Source organism: Dactylosporangium salmoneum (assembly GCF_039532525.1).
GTDB classification, from domain to species: domain Bacteria; phylum Actinomycetota; class Actinomycetes; order Mycobacteriales; family Micromonosporaceae; genus Dactylosporangium; species Dactylosporangium salmoneum.
Genome location: NZ_BAAARV010000027.1, coordinates 135,735 through 151,148, shown reverse-complemented (window position 1 = coordinate 151,148; position 15,414 = coordinate 135,735). Strand labels below are relative to the sequence as shown.

13 protein-coding genes are annotated in these 15,414 nt (G+C 73.1%); 8 read left to right on the top strand and 5 right to left on the bottom strand.

The features are described from left to right. Window positions 1-78: 78 nt before the first annotated feature. The 3 genes from ABD352_RS19135 to ABD352_RS19125 are packed head-to-tail and all read right to left on the bottom strand — an operon-like array spanning window position 79 to window position 2,545. On the bottom strand, window positions 79-885 hold the full coding sequence (locus tag ABD352_RS19135) for an AfsR/SARP family transcriptional regulator (protein WP_344613763.1): 807 nt from the start codon (window positions 883-885) through the stop codon (window positions 79-81). An 11-nt stretch (window positions 886-896) separates the two neighbouring features. After that, the gene (locus ABD352_RS19130; protein WP_344613762.1) at window positions 897-1,571 is read right to left on the bottom strand and encodes a polysaccharide deacetylase family protein; all 675 of its coding nucleotides are present in this window, start codon (window positions 1,569-1,571) and stop codon (window positions 897-899) included. Further along, window positions 1,568-2,545, bottom strand: coding sequence for a glycosyltransferase family 2 protein (locus tag ABD352_RS19125; protein WP_344613761.1), 978 nt, complete (start codon window positions 2,543-2,545; stop codon window positions 1,568-1,570). Before ABD352_RS19125 ends, ABD352_RS19130 begins: the two co-directional genes overlap by 4 nt. A 266-nt stretch (window positions 2,546-2,811) precedes the next feature. Between ABD352_RS19125 and ABD352_RS19120 the strand changes: the two genes are divergently transcribed. From ABD352_RS19120 to ABD352_RS19095, 6 genes are read left to right on the top strand one after another with little or no spacing between them, the layout of a single operon-like run. Then, the gene (locus ABD352_RS19120) at window positions 2,812-4,122 is read left to right on the top strand and encodes an aspartate aminotransferase family protein (RefSeq protein WP_344613839.1); all 1,311 of its coding nucleotides are present in this window, start codon (window positions 2,812-2,814) and stop codon (window positions 4,120-4,122) included. Then, window positions 4,116-5,126 (top strand): NAD-dependent epimerase/dehydratase family protein, encoded by a 1,011-nt coding sequence (locus ABD352_RS19115; protein ID WP_344613760.1) that lies wholly within the window; start codon window positions 4,116-4,118, stop codon window positions 5,124-5,126. The genes ABD352_RS19120 and ABD352_RS19115 overlap by 7 nt, the downstream gene beginning before the upstream one ends. Window positions 5,127-5,140: 14 nt before the next feature. Next, complete coding sequence (locus ABD352_RS19110; protein ID WP_344613759.1) at window positions 5,141-6,094, top strand: UbiA prenyltransferase family protein; 954 nt, start codon at window positions 5,141-5,143, stop codon at window positions 6,092-6,094. After that, the gene (locus ABD352_RS19105) at window positions 6,091-7,101 is read left to right on the top strand and encodes a glycosyltransferase family 2 protein (protein ID WP_344613758.1); all 1,011 of its coding nucleotides are present in this window, start codon (window positions 6,091-6,093) and stop codon (window positions 7,099-7,101) included. The genes ABD352_RS19110 and ABD352_RS19105 overlap by 4 nt, the downstream gene beginning before the upstream one ends. Then, window positions 7,098-8,108 carry a glycosyltransferase family 2 protein gene (locus ABD352_RS19100; protein ID WP_344613757.1) on the top strand — a complete coding sequence of 337 codons (1,011 nt, stop codon included), beginning with the start codon at window positions 7,098-7,100 and terminating at the stop codon, window positions 8,106-8,108. The genes ABD352_RS19105 and ABD352_RS19100 overlap by 4 nt, the downstream gene beginning before the upstream one ends. Beyond that, the gene (locus tag ABD352_RS19095) at window positions 8,105-9,127 is read left to right on the top strand and encodes an endonuclease/exonuclease/phosphatase family protein (RefSeq protein WP_344613756.1); all 1,023 of its coding nucleotides are present in this window, start codon (window positions 8,105-8,107) and stop codon (window positions 9,125-9,127) included. The genes ABD352_RS19100 and ABD352_RS19095 overlap by 4 nt, the downstream gene beginning before the upstream one ends. Here the strand turns inward: ABD352_RS19095 and ABD352_RS19090 are convergent. Beyond that, on the bottom strand, window positions 9,124-12,153 hold the full coding sequence (locus tag ABD352_RS19090) for a discoidin domain-containing protein (RefSeq protein WP_344613755.1): 3,030 nt from the start codon (window positions 12,151-12,153) through the stop codon (window positions 9,124-9,126). The two genes, ABD352_RS19095 and ABD352_RS19090, sit on opposite strands and share 4 nt — an antisense overlap. 394 nt (window positions 12,154-12,547) lie before the next feature. Between ABD352_RS19090 and ABD352_RS19085 the strand changes: the two genes are divergently transcribed. Then, on the top strand, window positions 12,548-14,419 hold the full coding sequence (locus tag ABD352_RS19085; RefSeq protein WP_344613754.1) for a hypothetical protein: 1,872 nt from the start codon (window positions 12,548-12,550) through the stop codon (window positions 14,417-14,419). Window positions 14,420-14,454: 35 nt separating this feature from the next. Here the strand turns inward: ABD352_RS19085 and ABD352_RS19080 are convergent, their stop codons facing one another. Further along, complete coding sequence (locus ABD352_RS19080) at window positions 14,455-14,991, bottom strand: endonuclease/exonuclease/phosphatase family protein (protein ID WP_344613753.1); 537 nt, start codon at window positions 14,989-14,991, stop codon at window positions 14,455-14,457. On the opposite strand from ABD352_RS19080, the gene ABD352_RS19075 reads away from it, so the two are divergent. Next, entirely contained in the window at window positions 14,990-15,412 is a 423-nt protein-coding gene (locus ABD352_RS19075) for a DUF4253 domain-containing protein (protein ID WP_344613752.1), read from the top strand. The genes ABD352_RS19080 and ABD352_RS19075 overlap by 2 nt on opposite strands. Window positions 15,413-15,414: the final 2 nt, after the last annotated feature.

The following is a 15,414-nucleotide window of genomic DNA, read 5'->3' as shown; positions in this document are numbered from 1 at the left end:
GCGTCGAACGGCGGGAGGACGGGCGCCGGGGCCGATCCGGACGATACGTCGGCTTCGCGACACCGCGCGGGTGAAGATCTAGGCCGGGATGCGGCCGTTCCACCACGGGCGCACGCCGACCGGCTCGCTGCGCAGCAGGCGGCGGTGCAGGTCCTGCAGCTGGTGTCCGGGCTCCACGCCGAGCCGGTCGGCCAGCGTCATCCGGGCGTCCTGGAACGCCGTCAGCGCCTCGGCGCGGCGGGACGACTGGCCCAGGGCGACCAGCAGCAGCTCCCACAGCCGCTCGCGCATCGGCTGCTCGACGAGCATCCAGCGCAGCTCGGAGACCAGGTTCTCGTCGTCGCCCAGCAGGAGCCGCACGCCGGCGATCTCCTCCAGCACGTCCTGGCGCAGCTCCACCAGCCGGGTGCGCTCGGCCTCCGCGAGGGGGCCGGTGGCCTCGTGCAGCGGCGGTCCGCTCCACCGGGCGACCGCGGCCTGGAAGTGGCCGAGGGCCTCCGGCAGCCGGGCCGCCGCGCGGGCCGCGCGGGCCCGCCGGATGCCCTGCTCGAAGAGGTTCACGTCGATCGCCTCGGCGGGCAGCGCGAGGGTGTAGCCGGGGCGGGTCGAGCACAGCACGGTGGCCCGGGAGGGCTTCTCCCGCACCGGCTCCAGGGCGCGGCGCAGCCGGCCGATGTACGTGTGCACCATGTTCTCGACCGAGGGCGGGCGGCGCGGGCCCCACACGGCGTCGACGATCTGGGCGACCGACATCACCATGCCGGAGCGCAGCGCCAGGACGGCCAGGACCTCGCGTTGTCTCGGCGTGCCGAGGTACAGCGCGGCCGGGCCGCGGCGCGCCCGCACCGGACCCAAGAGCGAGACCGAGAGCTCAGGCTCGGACACGACCCCTCCTTTCAGCCCCGGCCGGGCGGGGTGGCGAAGGTCAGCCCCCGGGCCCGGAGGCGCGGGAGCACGTGGGCAAGTGCGGCGACGGTCTGCGACCGGTCCCCGCCCCCGTCGTGGCAGAGCATGATGTGGCCCGCGCGGCTGCGGTCCAGGGCGCGGGCGATGCGCTCCGTGCCCGGCGCGCGCCAGTCGCTCGGGTTCACGGTCCAGTCGACCGGGGTCAGGCCGTGGCCGGCGGCGGCCCGCAGCACCCGCGGGGACCAGTTGCCCGACGGGGCCCGGAAGAGCCGCGGCCGCACGCCGGTGGCCCGCTCGATCGCCTCCTGGGTGCCGGCGATCTCGGCCTCCAGGGCGGCCGGGGCGAGGGCGGCGAACGGGTGGGGGTGGGTCATCGAGTGGTTGCCCAGCGCGTGGCCCTCGCCGGCAATCCGGCGGGCCAGGTCGGGGCGCTCCCGGACGCGGTCGCCGATGAGGAAGAACGTGGCCCGCACGCCGTGCCGGGCGAGGAGGTCCAGCAGCGGCGGGGTCCAGTCCGGGTGCGGGCCGTCGTCGACGGTCAGCGCGACCGCGTGGCCCTCGACGCCGAAGACCGGGCCGAGGCGGCCGCGGCCGGGGCGGGGGCGCAGGGCCTGGACGCCGCGGACGGCGAACCACGCGTAGTGCAGCAGGTGGGCGCCGTTCATCGGGCGGGCTCCGCGAGCGGCCCGGCGCCGCGCAGGTGCCGCACGGCTCCCACGAGGGCGCCGGCGAGGACGGCCCACAGCACCAGGAGGTGTACGGCGAAGAAGAACCCGGCGAACAGCGGCCCGCGCCGCCGGAGGACGAACCACAGGAGCCCCGGGTCGGCAACGGTGAACGCGGCGAGGGCGGCCAGCGGTACCAGTGGAAGCCCGAGGAACAGGAAAGGAACAGCGCAGGCGGTCAGGGCGGCCAGCGCGACGGTGGCGGGGGAGTTGGCCCGGATGCCGGCGGGCCCGCGCTCGTGCGCGGCGACCGGGACGAGCAGCTGCGAGCGGCGGAACTGCTTGCGCAGCAGCGCCCCCAGCCGGCTGTCGTCGTCGTGCCGGCACACCATGGCCGGGCTGAGCACGATCCCGAGCCGCTCCGGCATCCGGTCGCCGACCTCGACGTCCTCCGAGGCCCGCAGCCGCTCGTCGAAGCCGCCCACCTCGTCGAAGACCGAGCGGCGGATCGCGCACACCGCGAACAGCGTGGTCCGCACCCGCCCGGCGTGCTTGAGCCGCCAGTAGTGGCCGTGCAGGAGCCGGTAGGCCTCCACCGGGCCGTCGTCGAAGAGCGGCCGCAGCGAGTAGATGCCGTGCACGCAGGCGACGTCGGGCTCCTCGCGCAGGATCCGCAGCGCCACGGCGAGCGCGTCGGGCTCGGGCGCGCAGTCGGCGTCGAGGAAGAAGAGCACCTCGCCGCGGCTGGCCCGGATGCCGGCGTTGCGGGCGGCGGCCGGGCCGCGGTTCACCGGCTGCTCGACGACCGTCGCGCCGAACGCCCGGGCGATCTCGCGGGTCCCGTCGGTGCTGGCGTCGTCGACGACGATGACCTCGGCGACCGGTTCGTGCTGCGCGCGGACGGCGGCCAGGCACGCCCCGAGAGTCGCCGCGCTGTCGAAGGCCGGAACGATGACGGAGACGTCCGGTCGCATGCTCAGACTCCTCAAAAAAACATTCACGCCTGTAGCTGTATGCAGCAGCCAAACTATCCGCCGTGACAGCGGGCGGGCAAGCGTTGCGGTGGGTAGTCCAGGCCGCGTACAGAGCCGGTCCAGAAATCATCCTGAAAACGTTGCGATGCCGTCGCTACGTTCGGCCCATGTCCAACCTGATAGGCCTCGAGGAGTGCGAGCGGCTGTCCGTCCGCGAGACGCACGACCTCTACCGCCGCTACGTGAACGCCAGCCAGGTGACCCTGATGACGTCCTTCGGGTTCGGCCGGGAATTGGTCGACCGGGCCGAGGGGGCGTACCTCGTGCAACGGGACGGCAGGCGGATCCTCGATCTCACCGGCGGGGTCGGCGTGCTCAACCACGGGCACAACCACCCGCGCATTCTGGCCGCCCGGCAGCGCTTTGCCGAACGCCGCCGGATGGAAGTGCACAAGACGTACTTCTCGCCCTATCTGGCCGCCCTCGGGCACAACCTCGCCCAGCTCCTGCCCGGTGACCTGAACATGTCCTTCCTGCCGAACTCGGGCGCCGAGGCGGTCGAAGGGGCGGTGAAGCTGGCGTACAAATACCACGGCGGGCGGCGCGGCACCATCCTTCGCGCGGATCGCGGATTTCACGGGAAACTGCTCGGCTCGGGCGGCCTCACCGGGCAGCCGCACTTCGATTTCCCGACGATCCCGGGAATCGCCACGTTCACCTACGACGACATCGATTCGGTGCGCGCGGCGATTCGCCGGCACGACGGCGACGTCTACGCACTCATCGTCGAGCCGTTCAGCGCCTCCACCGTGTCGTGGTGCAGCGAGGAGTTCCTGCGCGAGGTGCGGCGTTTGTGCACCCGGCACGACATCGTCCTCATATTTGACGAGATCTATACCGGCTGGGGGAAAACCGGCGAACTGTTCTATTTCATGCGCCATGCCGATCTCGTGCCGGACGTGCTCACCACCTCGAAGGCGTTCGGCGGCGGCAAGTCGTCGATCTCCGCCTTCGTCGCCCGCGAGAAGGTGTTCAAGCGCGCCTACGACAACCTCGGCGACGCGCTGCTGCAGTCGACCAGCACCACGTACTACGGCTTCGGCGAGGAGTGCGCCACCGCGATCGAGGCCGTCAACATCGTGGTCGAGGACGACTACCCGGCCAAGGCGCGGGCCATCGAGCGGGTCCTCGAGCCGGCGCTGCAGCGGCTGGCCAAGCAGTTCCCCGAGTCGGTGAGCCACGTGGCCGGGGCCGGGGCGCTGTGGGGCGTGTTCATCGACGGCGGCCCGGCCATCCTCGACCTCGTCGCCCGGCTCGCGCCCGGCGGCATGTCGCGCGACCCGCGCTTCAAGGCCAAGCTCGTCACGTGCGCGGTGATCAACGCGCTGTACCGCGACCACGACATCTTCACCTACTACACCCTCAACGGCCTCAACCCGCTGGTCCTCGGCCCGTCGCTGGTCACCGAGCTCGACGACGTCCAGCGCGGGGTCGACGCGCTCGCCGAGGTGCTCGGCCAGGGCCTGACCCGGCTGGTCACCCGGTTCGTCGCGCAGAAGGTCGGCTCGCTGTGGTGACCACGGTGACCGGCGCGGCCGGCATGCTCGGGTCCCGGCTCGTCGAGCGGCTGCGCGCCGAGGGCCGCGACGTGCGCGGCGTCGACGTCCGGCCGGCCCCGACCGTGACCCTGGTGAGTGACGTGCGCGACCCGGCCGCGATGGCCGTCGCGGCGAGCGGCGCCGGCGCCCTCGTGCACTGCGCGGCGGCGCTGCCGAGCTACCCGGCCGACGAGATCCGCTCGATCATCGTCGGCGGCACCTCGACCGTGCTGCGGGCGGCCGCCGACGCGGGCGTGCCCCGGGTCGTGCACGTCTCCTCGACCGCCGTCTACGGGCTGCCCACGGTGGTGCCGACCACGGAGGAGTACCCCCGAAGTCCCGTCGACACCTACAGCCGGGCCAAGGCGGCGGCCGAGGAGATCGCCGAGCGGCACCGCGCCGAGGGCATGTGCCTGTCGATCCTGCGCCCGAAGACGTTCCTCGGGCCGGGCCGCATGGGCCTGTTCGCGATGCTCTTCGAGTGGGCCGAGGAGGGGCGGAACTTTCCCGTGCTCGGCCGCGGCGACGTGCGCATCCAGATGTTCGCGGTGGAGGATCTCGTCGACGCCGTGGCAGGCGTGCTCGCGGCCGCGCCGGACGTCGCCAACGACACCTACAACCTGGCCGCCGCCGACTTCGGCACGCTGCGCGAGGACTTCCAGGCCGTGCTCGACGCCGCCGGCCACGGCCGCCGGGTGGTCTCGGTGCCGGCCCGGCCGGCCCTGCTCGCGCTGCGGGCGCTGCAGGGGCTGCGGCTCTCCCCGGTGTACGGCCGGCTGCTGCACAAGCTCATGGCCGACTCCTACGTGAGCATCGCCAAGGCGCAGCAACGGCTCGGGTTCGCGCCGCAGCGCTCCAACCGCGACGCCATCCTGGCCACCTACGCCTGGTGGCGGACCCAGCGGACCGTCAGCAGCACCGGGCGGACCAGCCGCGACCCGTGGCGGCAGGGCGCCCTGGCCGCCGCGAAGATCTTCTTCTGAGCCGGGGGCCCGCGATGTCCGCTGAAGGTGTGGTCGAGCTCCCGGCGCCCGTGCCCGTCGCCGTGCGCCCGGCCGGCTGGCAGCTGCTGCGGCTGGCCCGCCCGCGCCAGTGGGCCAAGAACCTCCTCGCCGTCCCCCTCGCCCTCGCCGACGCGGGCGGCTGGGGCTGGCCGGTCCTCGCCCGGGCCGGCTGGGCCGTGGCCGTGTTCACCTGCGCCGCCGTGCTGGTCTACGTCGGCAACGACATCAGCGATCGCCGGGCCGACCGGCTGCACCCGGTCAAGCGGCACCGGCCCATCGCCGCCGGGCGGGTGTCGGTGCCGCTGGCCGTCTCGTTCGCCGCCGCGGTCGCCGCCCTGCTGGCCGCGCTGCTGCTGTTCGGGCCGGCCGTGCCGCCGTGGCCGGTCGCCGGTTACCTGCTGCTCAACGTGGCCTACAGCCGCTGGCTCAAGCACGCGGCGCCGCTTGACGTCTGCGTGGTGGCCCTCGGCTTCGTGCTGCGGGTCTGGTACGGCTACGACGCGGTCGGCGCCGCGGTGTCGCTGCCACTGCTCGGCGCCGTGTTCACCGGCTGTCTCGTGCTGGTGCTGGGCAAGCGGCGCCACGAGCTCGGCGCGGGCGGGCCCGCGCACCGGCCGGCCCTGGCCGGCTACACGCTGCAGCTCACCGACCAGCTCCTCGGGCTGAGCCTGGCGCTCAGCGCCGGGGCGTTCCTGCTGTACCTCGCCACCGACGCGCCCGTCGGGCACTACCGGCAGGCGGTGCTGCTCGTCGCCGCGCCGGCCGGGCTCTTCGCCGCGTTCCGCTACCTGCAGGCGATCCACGTCCACCGCGCGGGCGGCGACCCGGTCCGCGCGGTCCTGCACGACGGGCCGATCGTGGCCAGCGCCGCGCTCGTCGGCGTGGTCCTGGCGGCCGCGATCGCCCTGAACCACTACCCGCATCTCGTGCACTGGATGGGACCATGAGCACCCCACTCGTCTCGGTCATCGTGCCGAACTACAACTACGCCCGCGCGCTGCCGCTGTGTCTGCAGGCGCTGCGCGACCAGACGTACCGCAACGTCGAAATCATCGTCGTGGACGACTGCAGCACCGACGACTCCGCCTCGGTCGCCGCGGGCTTCGGGGTGCGCGTGCTGCGGACGCCGGTCAACGGCGGCCCGGCCGCGGCCCGCAACCTCGGCGCCGAGCACGCGAACGGCGAGATCCTGTTCTTCGTCGACTCCGACGTGGCGGCCAAGCCCGACGCGATCGCCAACGCGGTGTCCATCCTGGAGTCCGGCCCGGACATCGGGGCGGTGTGCGGCAACTACGACCCGGTGCCGCTGATCCGCGACAGCCTGCTGGAGGAGTACCGCTGCTTCCAGCAGTCCTACTGGCTCATCGCCGACGAGGGGCGCATCACCACCCTCTACACCGCGCTGCTCGCCCTGCCGAAGAGGGTCTTCGAGGAGATCGGCCCGTTCAACCCGAAGCTGCGCGAGACCGAGAACGCCGACTACGGCCGCCGGCTGGCCCAGCGCTACGAGGTGTGGCTCTCGCCGCGGGTCCGGGGCGTGCACGACCACGACCACGAGCTCGGCGTGCTGGTGCGCAAGGTCTTCGTGCGCACCGCGCTGCACATCCCGATGTTCATCCGCAAGCCCACGTTCCCGGGCGGGCTCAGCAGCGGGCCCCGGGCGTGGGTCAGCGTGGCCGCGCTGCTCGCCCTGCTGTCGGTGGCCCTGCCGCTGCTGCTCGGGCCGGTGCTCGTCGCGGTGCCGCTGGCGTTCCTGGCGCTGTTCGTGGCCGGGGACCTGCCGATGCACCGGTTCGTCGCGCGGCTGCGCTCGCCGCTGTTCCTGGCGTACTTCGTCGGCATGCACTTCGTGCTGAACCTCGTCATCGCCGTCGCCGCCATGGCGGGCGCGCTGGCCTGGCTCGGGTCCGGCCGCTTCCGCACCCTCTACGACGCCGCGGAGCCGGTCCGATGAACCAGCCGCTCGTCTCGGTCATCGTGCCGAACTACAACTACGCCGAGTCGCTGGACCTCTGCCTGCGCTCGGTGCTGGACCAGACGTACCCCAACCTCGAGGTGCTCGTGGTCGACGACTGCTCCACCGACGGCTCCGTCGCCGTCGCCCAGGCCCTCGGCGTGCGGGTGATCAGCACCGGGACCAACGGCGGCTGCGGCAATGCGCGCAACGTCGGCGTGGCGGCGACCACGGGTGAGATCCTGTACTTCGTGGACTCCGACGTGAGCCTCGCCCCCGACGCCGTCGCGACGGCCGTGCGGCTGCTACGCGACGACCCGGCGATCGGCTGCGTCTGCGGCATCGAGGACCCCGAGCCGCTGCTGCACGACTCGCTCGTGGCCCGGTACCGCGGGCTGCAGTACCACTACTGGTCCGTCACCGCGGAGGGCGACATCACCTTCCTCTTCCCGGCCCTGTGCGCGCTGCGCCGGGACGTGTTCGAGGACGTCGGCCCGTTCAACCCGGCCCTTCGCCAGACCGAGGAGGTCGACTACGGCTACCGGCTCACCCGCCGCTGGCGGATGGTGCTGACCCGCGAGGTGCGCGGCCGGCACGACCACGACCACGACCTGCGCGGCCTGCTGCGCAAGCTGTTCCATCGCGGCCGGCTGCGGGTGCCGCTGTACCTGCGGGCCCGCCGGTTCGCCTCGGGCTTCGAGACGCAGTCGCGCGCCTGGGGGAGCCTCGCCGCCGCGGCCGCCCTGCCCGCCCTGCTGCTCGGCCTGGCCTCGCCCTGGCTGCTGGTGGTCCCGGCGGCACTGCTGGTCGCCTCGCTGGCCTGCGACGCCGGCATGTACGCGTTCGTCCTGCGCCGCAACGGTCCGGCATTCCTGCTCGCCTTCGCCGCCCTGCACTACCTGGTCAACGTCGCCATCACCGCGGGCGTGGCCGCCGGCGCGCTGCAGTGGCTGTCGTCCCGCCCCTTCCGCCGCCTCTACGACCGCACGTTCCCGGTGCCGGCGTGATCCGGAGGTTGCTGGTGGCCACGGCCGCAGTCTGGCTGACCTTCGTAACGGCTCACCTTGTCCTCAGTGGACAGTGGTGGGTGTGGCACCTGGTCGACGTGGTCCCCCCGCCGTTGTTCACCGTGGTGCCGCTGCTGCTGGCCGCCGGCGCGGTGCCGTCCCGCGGTGGTCGCCGCCCGGTGGCAATCCTCGCCTCGGCGGCGCTGCTCTTCGGCGCGCCGCTGTCGGGCTGGAACGTCCCTGCACTGTGGACCTCGCAACACGCGTCCCCGCCCGGCGCCGTGACGGTCTTCAGCTGGAACACGGAGTACTGGGACAGCGACGGAGGGCCGTTCTACCCGTTCCTGCAAGGCCAGAGGGCCGATGTCTACCTGCTCCAGGAGTACCTCAACGACGGGGATGTGCCGACCCCGGTGCACGACCTCGACCGGTTGCGGGCCGCGTTCCCCGGCTATGCGATCGCCGTGGCCGGCGAGCTCGTCACCGTGTCCAGGTTCCCGATCAGGCAGGCGTTCCCGCTGATCCGGTCCACGGAGAACGGCTGGCTGGGGGAGTTCGAGCGGGAGAAGATCCTGCGCACCGATCTCGACCTCGGCGGCGGGCGGACGCTGTCGGTGTACAACCTGCACCTGCCGGTCCAGATCTCGCCCGGCCTGAGCCCGTTCGGCGGCGCGTTCTGGCGCACGATCCGCGACCAGGACGCGCAGCGGGGGCCGCAGTGGCGGGCGCTCGCCGCCGACGTGGACGGCAATCGCGGCCCGATCCTCGTGGCCGGCGACTTCAACACCACCCCCGGGATGGAGGACATCCGCAAGGTGCCGTCCCGGCTGCGGGACCCGAGCGGGCTGCTGCCGACGGTGTACCCGGCGACGTACCGCGACCGGGCCGGGCTTCCGCGCTGGTGGCGCCTCGACTGGGCGTTCACCAGCGCGGACGTCCGGGTGCACGAGTACCGCTTCGGCGGTAGCGGTGGCCAGTCCGACCACCGCTACCAGCTGTTGCGTCTCTCGGTCGGTTAGTGCAGCGGGACGGTCACCGTCGTGGGGACGGTCTCCGTGCCCGTGAGGGGAAGGTTGCGCGAGGAGTCGCCGACGAGGATCTGGTACGACCCGGCCGACGCGATCCAGGTGTTGGACGCGGTGTCCCAGTGTGCGAACGCGCGCATCGGCAGCGTGAACGTGACCGTCGCCGAGGCGCCCGGGTTGAGCGTCACCCGCTGGAAGCCCTGCAGCTGGTGCGGCGGCTCGCCGTTGGCGGCCGGGTGCCCGACGTAGAGCTGGGCCACCTCGGTGCCCGCCCGGCTGCCGGTGTTCGTCACGGTCGCGGTGACCGTGGCCGAGTTGCCGGAGATGGCGTTCACGTGCAGGTTGCTGAACCCGAAGGTGGTGTACGACAGGCCGAAGCCGAACGGGAACAGCGGCGCGACATTGCGGGCGTCGTACCAGCGGTAGCCGATGTTCATGCCCTCCGAGTACTGCACCTGCCCGTTGACCCCGGGCCACTGCGCGGCCGTGCTGGTCGGCATGTTGGACAGCGCCGTCGGGAAGCTGATCGGCAGGTGCCCGGACGGGTTGGCGTCGCCGAAGAGCAGCGCGGCGATCGCCTTGCCCCAGCCCTGGCCGTCGTAGAAGCCCTCGAACACGCCGGCCACCTGGTTCAGCCACGGCATGAGGATGGCCGCGTTGTTGTTCAGCACGACGACCGTGCGCGGGTTGGCCGCGGCCACCGCCGAGATCAGCGCGTCCTGGTTGTTCGGCAGGTTGAGGCTGGTGTTGTCGCCCTCCTCGTGGCCGTAGTTGTCGCTGGCGAAGACGACCGCGACGGTTGAGTTGCGGGCCAGGGTGGCCGCCGCGGCCTGGTCGGTGCCCTCGTTGTAGGTCACGGTCGCGCCGGTGCCGGCCACCCGGTTCTGGATGCCGGTGATCGGCCAGATCGTGCCCGAGCTGGTGACCGTGCCGCTGCCGCCGCCGATGGTCTGGGTGCCGGCGCCGGCGTCGACTCCGATCACCGCGATCGACGTGCCGCTGGTGGCGCTCAGCGGCAGCACGCCGTTGTTCTTCAGCAGGACCGTGCCCTCCGTGGCGCCCTGGACCGCCACCTGCTGGTGCGCGTAGGTGGTGACGTTCGCCGTGGCCGAGCCGCTGGGTGCCTTGTTGAACATGCCGAAGTCGAACATCTTGGTGAGCACCCGGGTCACCATCGTGTCCACGGTGGCCTGGCTGACCTGGCCGTTCTGGACCGCCTGGACGAGGAAGTCGGCGTAGAAGTACCCGCCGGGCATCTCCATCGTCATGCCGGCGTTGGCCGACTCGACCGTCGAGTGGGCGCCGCCCCAGTCCGAGCCGACGAACCCGGTGAACCCGGCCTGCTGGTAGAGCGGCACGTTGAGCAGCTGCGGGTTCTGGCACGCCGGGACGTTGTTGACGTTGCTGTACCCGCACATCACCGACGCCGCGTTGCCCTGCGTGATCGCCGTCTGGAAGGCCGGCAGGTAGATCTCCTGCAGGGTGCGCTGGTCCACGATGATCGTGCCGGCGGGCTGCTCGATGTTGTACGCGGCGGCGTGCTTGACCTGGGCCATCACGCCCTGGCTCTGGATGCCCTGCACGTCGGCGGCGGCCATCTGCCCGGACAGGTAGGGGTCCTCGCCGTAGGTCTCGAACGAGCGGCCCCAGCGCGGGTCGCGGACCATGTTGATCGTCGGGCCGAGGGCCACGTTCACGCCCTTGCCGGCGAACTCGGTGCCGATGGTCTGCCCGTAGAGCTTCGCGTAGGCGGTGTCGAACGTGGCCGCCGTGGTCACGCCGTCGGGCATCTGGGTGACCCCGCCGAGCCCGTCGCCGACGCCGCTGGGCCCGTCCTGGAAGTTGATCGTCGGGATGCACAGCGACGGGATGCCGATGACCTCGCCGATGTACGTCTTCGTGGGGTTGGTCCCGTGCAGCAGCATGGTCTTCTGCTGCAGGGTCATCTGCCCCAGCAGCTGGGCGACCTTGGACGCGGTCGACGCCGAGGAGTTCACCCACGGGCAGTTGCCGGGCGCCGGAGAAGTCGGGGTGGGCGTCGGCGTGGCGACCACGCCGCCGACCGTGTAGACCCCGAACTCCCACAGCGAGTAGCCGTAGCCGGTGGCCCGGGCCGTGCCGTACATCCGCACGTACCGCGCCGAGCCGCTGACCGGGATGGTCTGCGTGCCGCCGGTGCCGGTCGTCGTGGAGTACACGGTGGTCCAGCTGCTGGCGTTGGTGGAGAGCTGGATCTGGAACGCGGTCGCGTAGGCCGCCTCCCACTGCAGCTTCACCTGGCACACCGGCAGGCTGGCGCCCAGGTCGACCTGGAGCCACTGGGGGTCGGTGAACAGGCTCGACCAGCGGCTTGCGGTGTTGTCGTCGATCGCCGCGCCGGGGCCGCTGCCGTCGTTCTCGGACGACGAGGCGGTCGCCGTGCCGTAGAGGGCCGCGTTCGTGGTGCTGCAGCTGCCGGTCGGGGTGGGCGAGGTGTTCGGGGTCGTCGGGCTGGTCGTGGGGCCGGCCGTCGTGCCGTACACCTGGAACTCCCACAGCGAGTAGCCGTAGGCCGTGGTGCGGGCCGTGCCGTACATCCGCACGTACCGCCCGGTGCCGGTCACGTTGAGCGTCTGCGTGCCGCCCGCCCCGGTGGTGGTGGAGTAGATGCTGGTCCAGGACGCGCCGTCGGCCGACGTCTGGATCTGGAACGCCTTGCCGGCCGCGGTCTCCCACTGCAGGACGACCTGGCTGATCGTGGCGCTGACCCCGAGGTCTACCTGCAGCCACTGCGGGTCGCTGAAGGCGCTGGACCATCGGGTGCCGGCGTCGCCGTCGACGGCGGCGGAGGCGGGGAAGGCGACGTTCTCGGTCGAGGAGGCGGTGGCGGGCCGCCCCTGCGACAGCAGCGTGGTCGCGGCGCTGGCGGGCAGCACGACCAGCGCGGTCCACGCCACGAGCAGGACCGCGGCGGCCGCGAGGAGGAGGGGTCTACGGAGTTTCCGGGCGCGTCGCAGCGCCGGTAGAGGTTCTACCGTCATGGTGGTCGTACCTCGGCTCTGAGAGTGTGATCGATCGGCGGCGGGTGGTGATCACTGTGAGAGAGCGCTCTCTCGGAAGCATTCGCCACTACAGCCGTCGATGTCAAGCCACTCTCGGCGCCGCGCTTCGGCGACCGCTTCGCGGATGGTCGCGGCGCTGGTAGGCGCCCTGTCGCCGCGGGGAATGCCGCCCCCGGGGCGCCGGCCGGCGAGCCCGTGAGTTCCTTGAGGACCCGGTTAAATCACCGTTAGGCCTTGCTTCGCCGCAGGTTGGTGGCCGGCTCACGGCGGTACGGTCGGGCCGTAGCCGCCAGGTCGCCGTGCGAGCCGCGATCGTCGCGGCCGGCCCCGGCCGCCACCAGTGCTCGTGCGACGCAACGACAAGGAGCACGGCGTGTTCGACAACCGCCCGGCACGGACGCCGGGTCACCGCAGTCCCCGGGACGAGCCCTCCGGCCGCCGGCGGGCCTGGCGTTCGCTGCTGGCCCTCGGCCTCCCCGCCTTCGCCGCGGCGCTCGGCGGGACCGCGCTCACCGCCCAGGCCGCCATCGCCGGGCAGGACGCCCCCGAGGTCACCTGCCGGGTGATCGTGCCCGCCGACCCGTTGAGCGCGAAGGGCCTCGCCACCCCGTACCGGCTCGAGGCGCCGTGCCACGAGGCCGACGCCGGCTCGGCCGCCTTCGTGCAGGCCACGATCGTGGACCCGGCCACCGGGGCCGTCTCGGTGTACGACCCGCTGGTCGTCGACGACGGCACGCGCGCCGCGGTGGCGCCCACGGTGCCCGAGCTTCCCGCCGGCGGGGTCGTGGGCCTGTGGTTCGGCTTCAACGGCGACAACCTGCGGCTGGCCGGCGACGGCGGGAGCCTCGCCGACGGGCACTGCGTCAACGGCGCCCAGCAGTCGATCTTCGGCCAGTTCGCGTACTGCAACGCCCCCGCCGTCTTCGCCGCCGCCGACGCCGCGATCGCCGCCGGCCGGCTCACCGTGCCGGCCCTCGACACGGCGGCGGACGGGCGGCCGTGCCCGACCACGCGCGACTTCGGGCTGGTCGACATGGACCAGAGCGACAACGTCACCACGACGTACCTGGTGCTCGCCGACGGCCGGACCGCGCAGAACACCGCCGCGAACCGGGCCGCGCTCGCCGGCCGCCAGGCGCGGATCGAGGTGAACGGCAGCGACAACGGGCTGCTCGACGCCCACGTCTTCCCGGCGCTGGGCTGCACGCCCTTCCGCGCGCCGGACCTCGCCGACGCCGGCGCCCCGGCCACCGCGCTCGCCCTCAACGAGCTGCAGGCGGCCGCGCACCAGCAGGCGCCCGTCGCGCTGGTCCCGACGTCGGACCCGATGACGAAGGTCGGCGACCGGCCCAGCGTCGCCAAGACCAACCTGTATCGCGCCGGGGTCGGCCAGCCGCCGATCGACCAGGCGGCCGAGACCCCGGCCGCGTACTGCGCCAGCCTGCTGCGGGTCGGCGCGGACCGCATCCAGCTCGACCGCAGCCTGACCGTCCGCGCCGCCTCGCCCGATCCGCAGGCGGCGAACAGCCTGTTCACGTTCCTGGCGCAGCGGTTCAGCGGCGCCTACGACGCGCTCGGCTGCCCCGCGCTGCTGCGGATCGGCAACCCGGTCAAGGTGACCACCGACGCGAACGGCGTCGTGACCGGCGCCCGGTTCGCCGCACCGCCGACCTCGTCGCCCTCGGCCGGTGGGAGGCCGCCCGCCTCCGCGTCTCCGTCCGTCACCCGGTCGGCCTCGGCCTCTCCGTCCGTCACCCGGTCTGCCTCGGCCTCGCCGGCCGGTTCGGCATCCTCGAAGAGCCCGGCCGTGGCTCAGCCGGTGCGCACGACGACCCAGCCGCCCCGGCCGGTGAACACGACGACCCAGCCGCCCCGGCCGGTGAACACGACGACCCAGCCGCCTCAGCCGGTACGCGCGACGACCCAGCCGGCTCGGCCGGTGAACACGACGACGCAGTCGAGCCATCCGTTGCAGACCGGCTATGCGGCGCCGCCGATGCAGCCGTCCGGCCCGGCGGCCGCCGCCGGTGCGGCCGGGGTGTCGCCGCCGTCCGCCGCCGACCTGCGCGGGCTGGCCGTCGACGCGATGCGCCTCAAGGCCCCGACAGCGCCGGGGTCACCGGGCGGCCGGTCCCTCACCACCACGATGGGGGCGGTGCTGCTCGGGGGCGGCGGCGTCGGCACGGTCGTCGCGATCGTCCGGGCCGCCCGCCGCAACCGCTGGCGATACGCCCCCGAGATCTGAACGGCCCGGGCCGTTCAGATCTCGCGACGGCGGGGTCAGTTGACCTGGAAGACGGTCAGCACGGCGGCATGGTCGGAGGGCCAGGTGCCGAGGTCGGTCGACACGGCGTCGGAGGACAGGACGGTCAGCGGCCCCTTGTAGTGGACGAAGTCGATGCGGTCCTGGGGTTCGGGCTCGCCGGTGTGCGCGTCGTAGCCGTAGCCGCCGGCGAAGGTCTTGTCGACCGGGGACCACGTGTTGCCCGGGCTCGTGGCCGGGTCGGGGTGGGCCTGGCGGTAGGAGTCGGTCAGGCCGGCGTTGGCCGGGGCCGTCGAGCTGGGCCACTGGACGGCGCCGTAGCCGCAGCGGGAGTTCGCGGCCGTCCAGTCCAGGTGGGACGGGGCGTTGAAGTCGCCGGTGAGCAGGACCGGGGTGGTGGCCGCGGCGGACAGGCCGTTCCTCAGCTCCGAGAGCCCGGCCGACCTGGCCGAGGGCGATCCGGCGCGGTGGCCCGACCGGCTGGCGCCGGTGGCCGACCCCGAGGCGCTGATCGCCGAGATCGTGGCGGCCGCGCGGGTCGAGGAGCCGGACATGACCGCCGGTGTCCCCGTGCCGCCGCCGGGCGGAGCGGCCGAGCGGCTGCGGCAACGGTGGACCGGCGTCCGCTGGCTCTGCCTGACCGCCACGCCGCAGGGTGGGTGGGACCTGCCGATGCTGCTGGGTAAGCCGCACGCGCTGAACTGGGGTACGCCCGTGCATCCGCGGCTGGACCCGGCGTACCACGCGGCCTTCCTGCGGTCGTGGCACCGCCGGTTCGACGCGTGCGTGCGCGGGCTGCACCCGCGCTGGCTCGACATCGTCGTCGGCGCGCCGCCCACCGAGCCGGACGAGATCGCGGCGGTGGCGATGGAGCAGTATGCCTACTGCGACGACCTGGGCCTGGACGTGGGCTTTCCCGCGGGGGTGGCCCGCGAGCAGGTGCCCGCCGATCAGTGGTACTTCTGGTGGGACTGAGC

Bases quoted from the DNA above. Each gene is read 5' to 3' on its own strand.
- ABD352_RS19100 (WP_344613757.1), top strand. From the start codon at position 7,098: ATGAACCAGCCGCTCGTCTCGGTCATCGTGCCGAACTACAACTACGCC.
- ABD352_RS19080 (WP_344613753.1), bottom strand. From the start codon at position 14,991: ATGTCCGGCTCCTCGACCCGCGCGGCCGCCACGATCTCGGCGATCAGC.
- ABD352_RS19125 (WP_344613761.1), bottom strand. From the start codon at position 2,545: ATGCGACCGGACGTCTCCGTCATCGTTCCGGCCTTCGACAGCGCGGCG.
- ABD352_RS19130 (WP_344613762.1), bottom strand. From the start codon at position 1,571: ATGAACGGCGCCCACCTGCTGCACTACGCGTGGTTCGCCGTCCGCGGC.
- ABD352_RS19105 (WP_344613758.1), top strand. From the start codon at position 6,091: ATGAGCACCCCACTCGTCTCGGTCATCGTGCCGAACTACAACTACGCC.
- ABD352_RS19120 (WP_344613839.1), top strand. From the start codon at position 2,812: ATGACGTCCTTCGGGTTCGGCCGGGAATTGGTCGACCGGGCCGAGGGG.
- ABD352_RS19090 (WP_344613755.1), bottom strand. From the start codon at position 12,153: ATGACGGTAGAACCTCTACCGGCGCTGCGACGCGCCCGGAAACTCCGT.
- ABD352_RS19075 (WP_344613752.1), top strand. From the start codon at position 14,990: ATGACCGCCGGTGTCCCCGTGCCGCCGCCGGGCGGAGCGGCCGAGCGG.
- ABD352_RS19110 (WP_344613759.1), top strand. From the start codon at position 5,141: ATGTCCGCTGAAGGTGTGGTCGAGCTCCCGGCGCCCGTGCCCGTCGCC.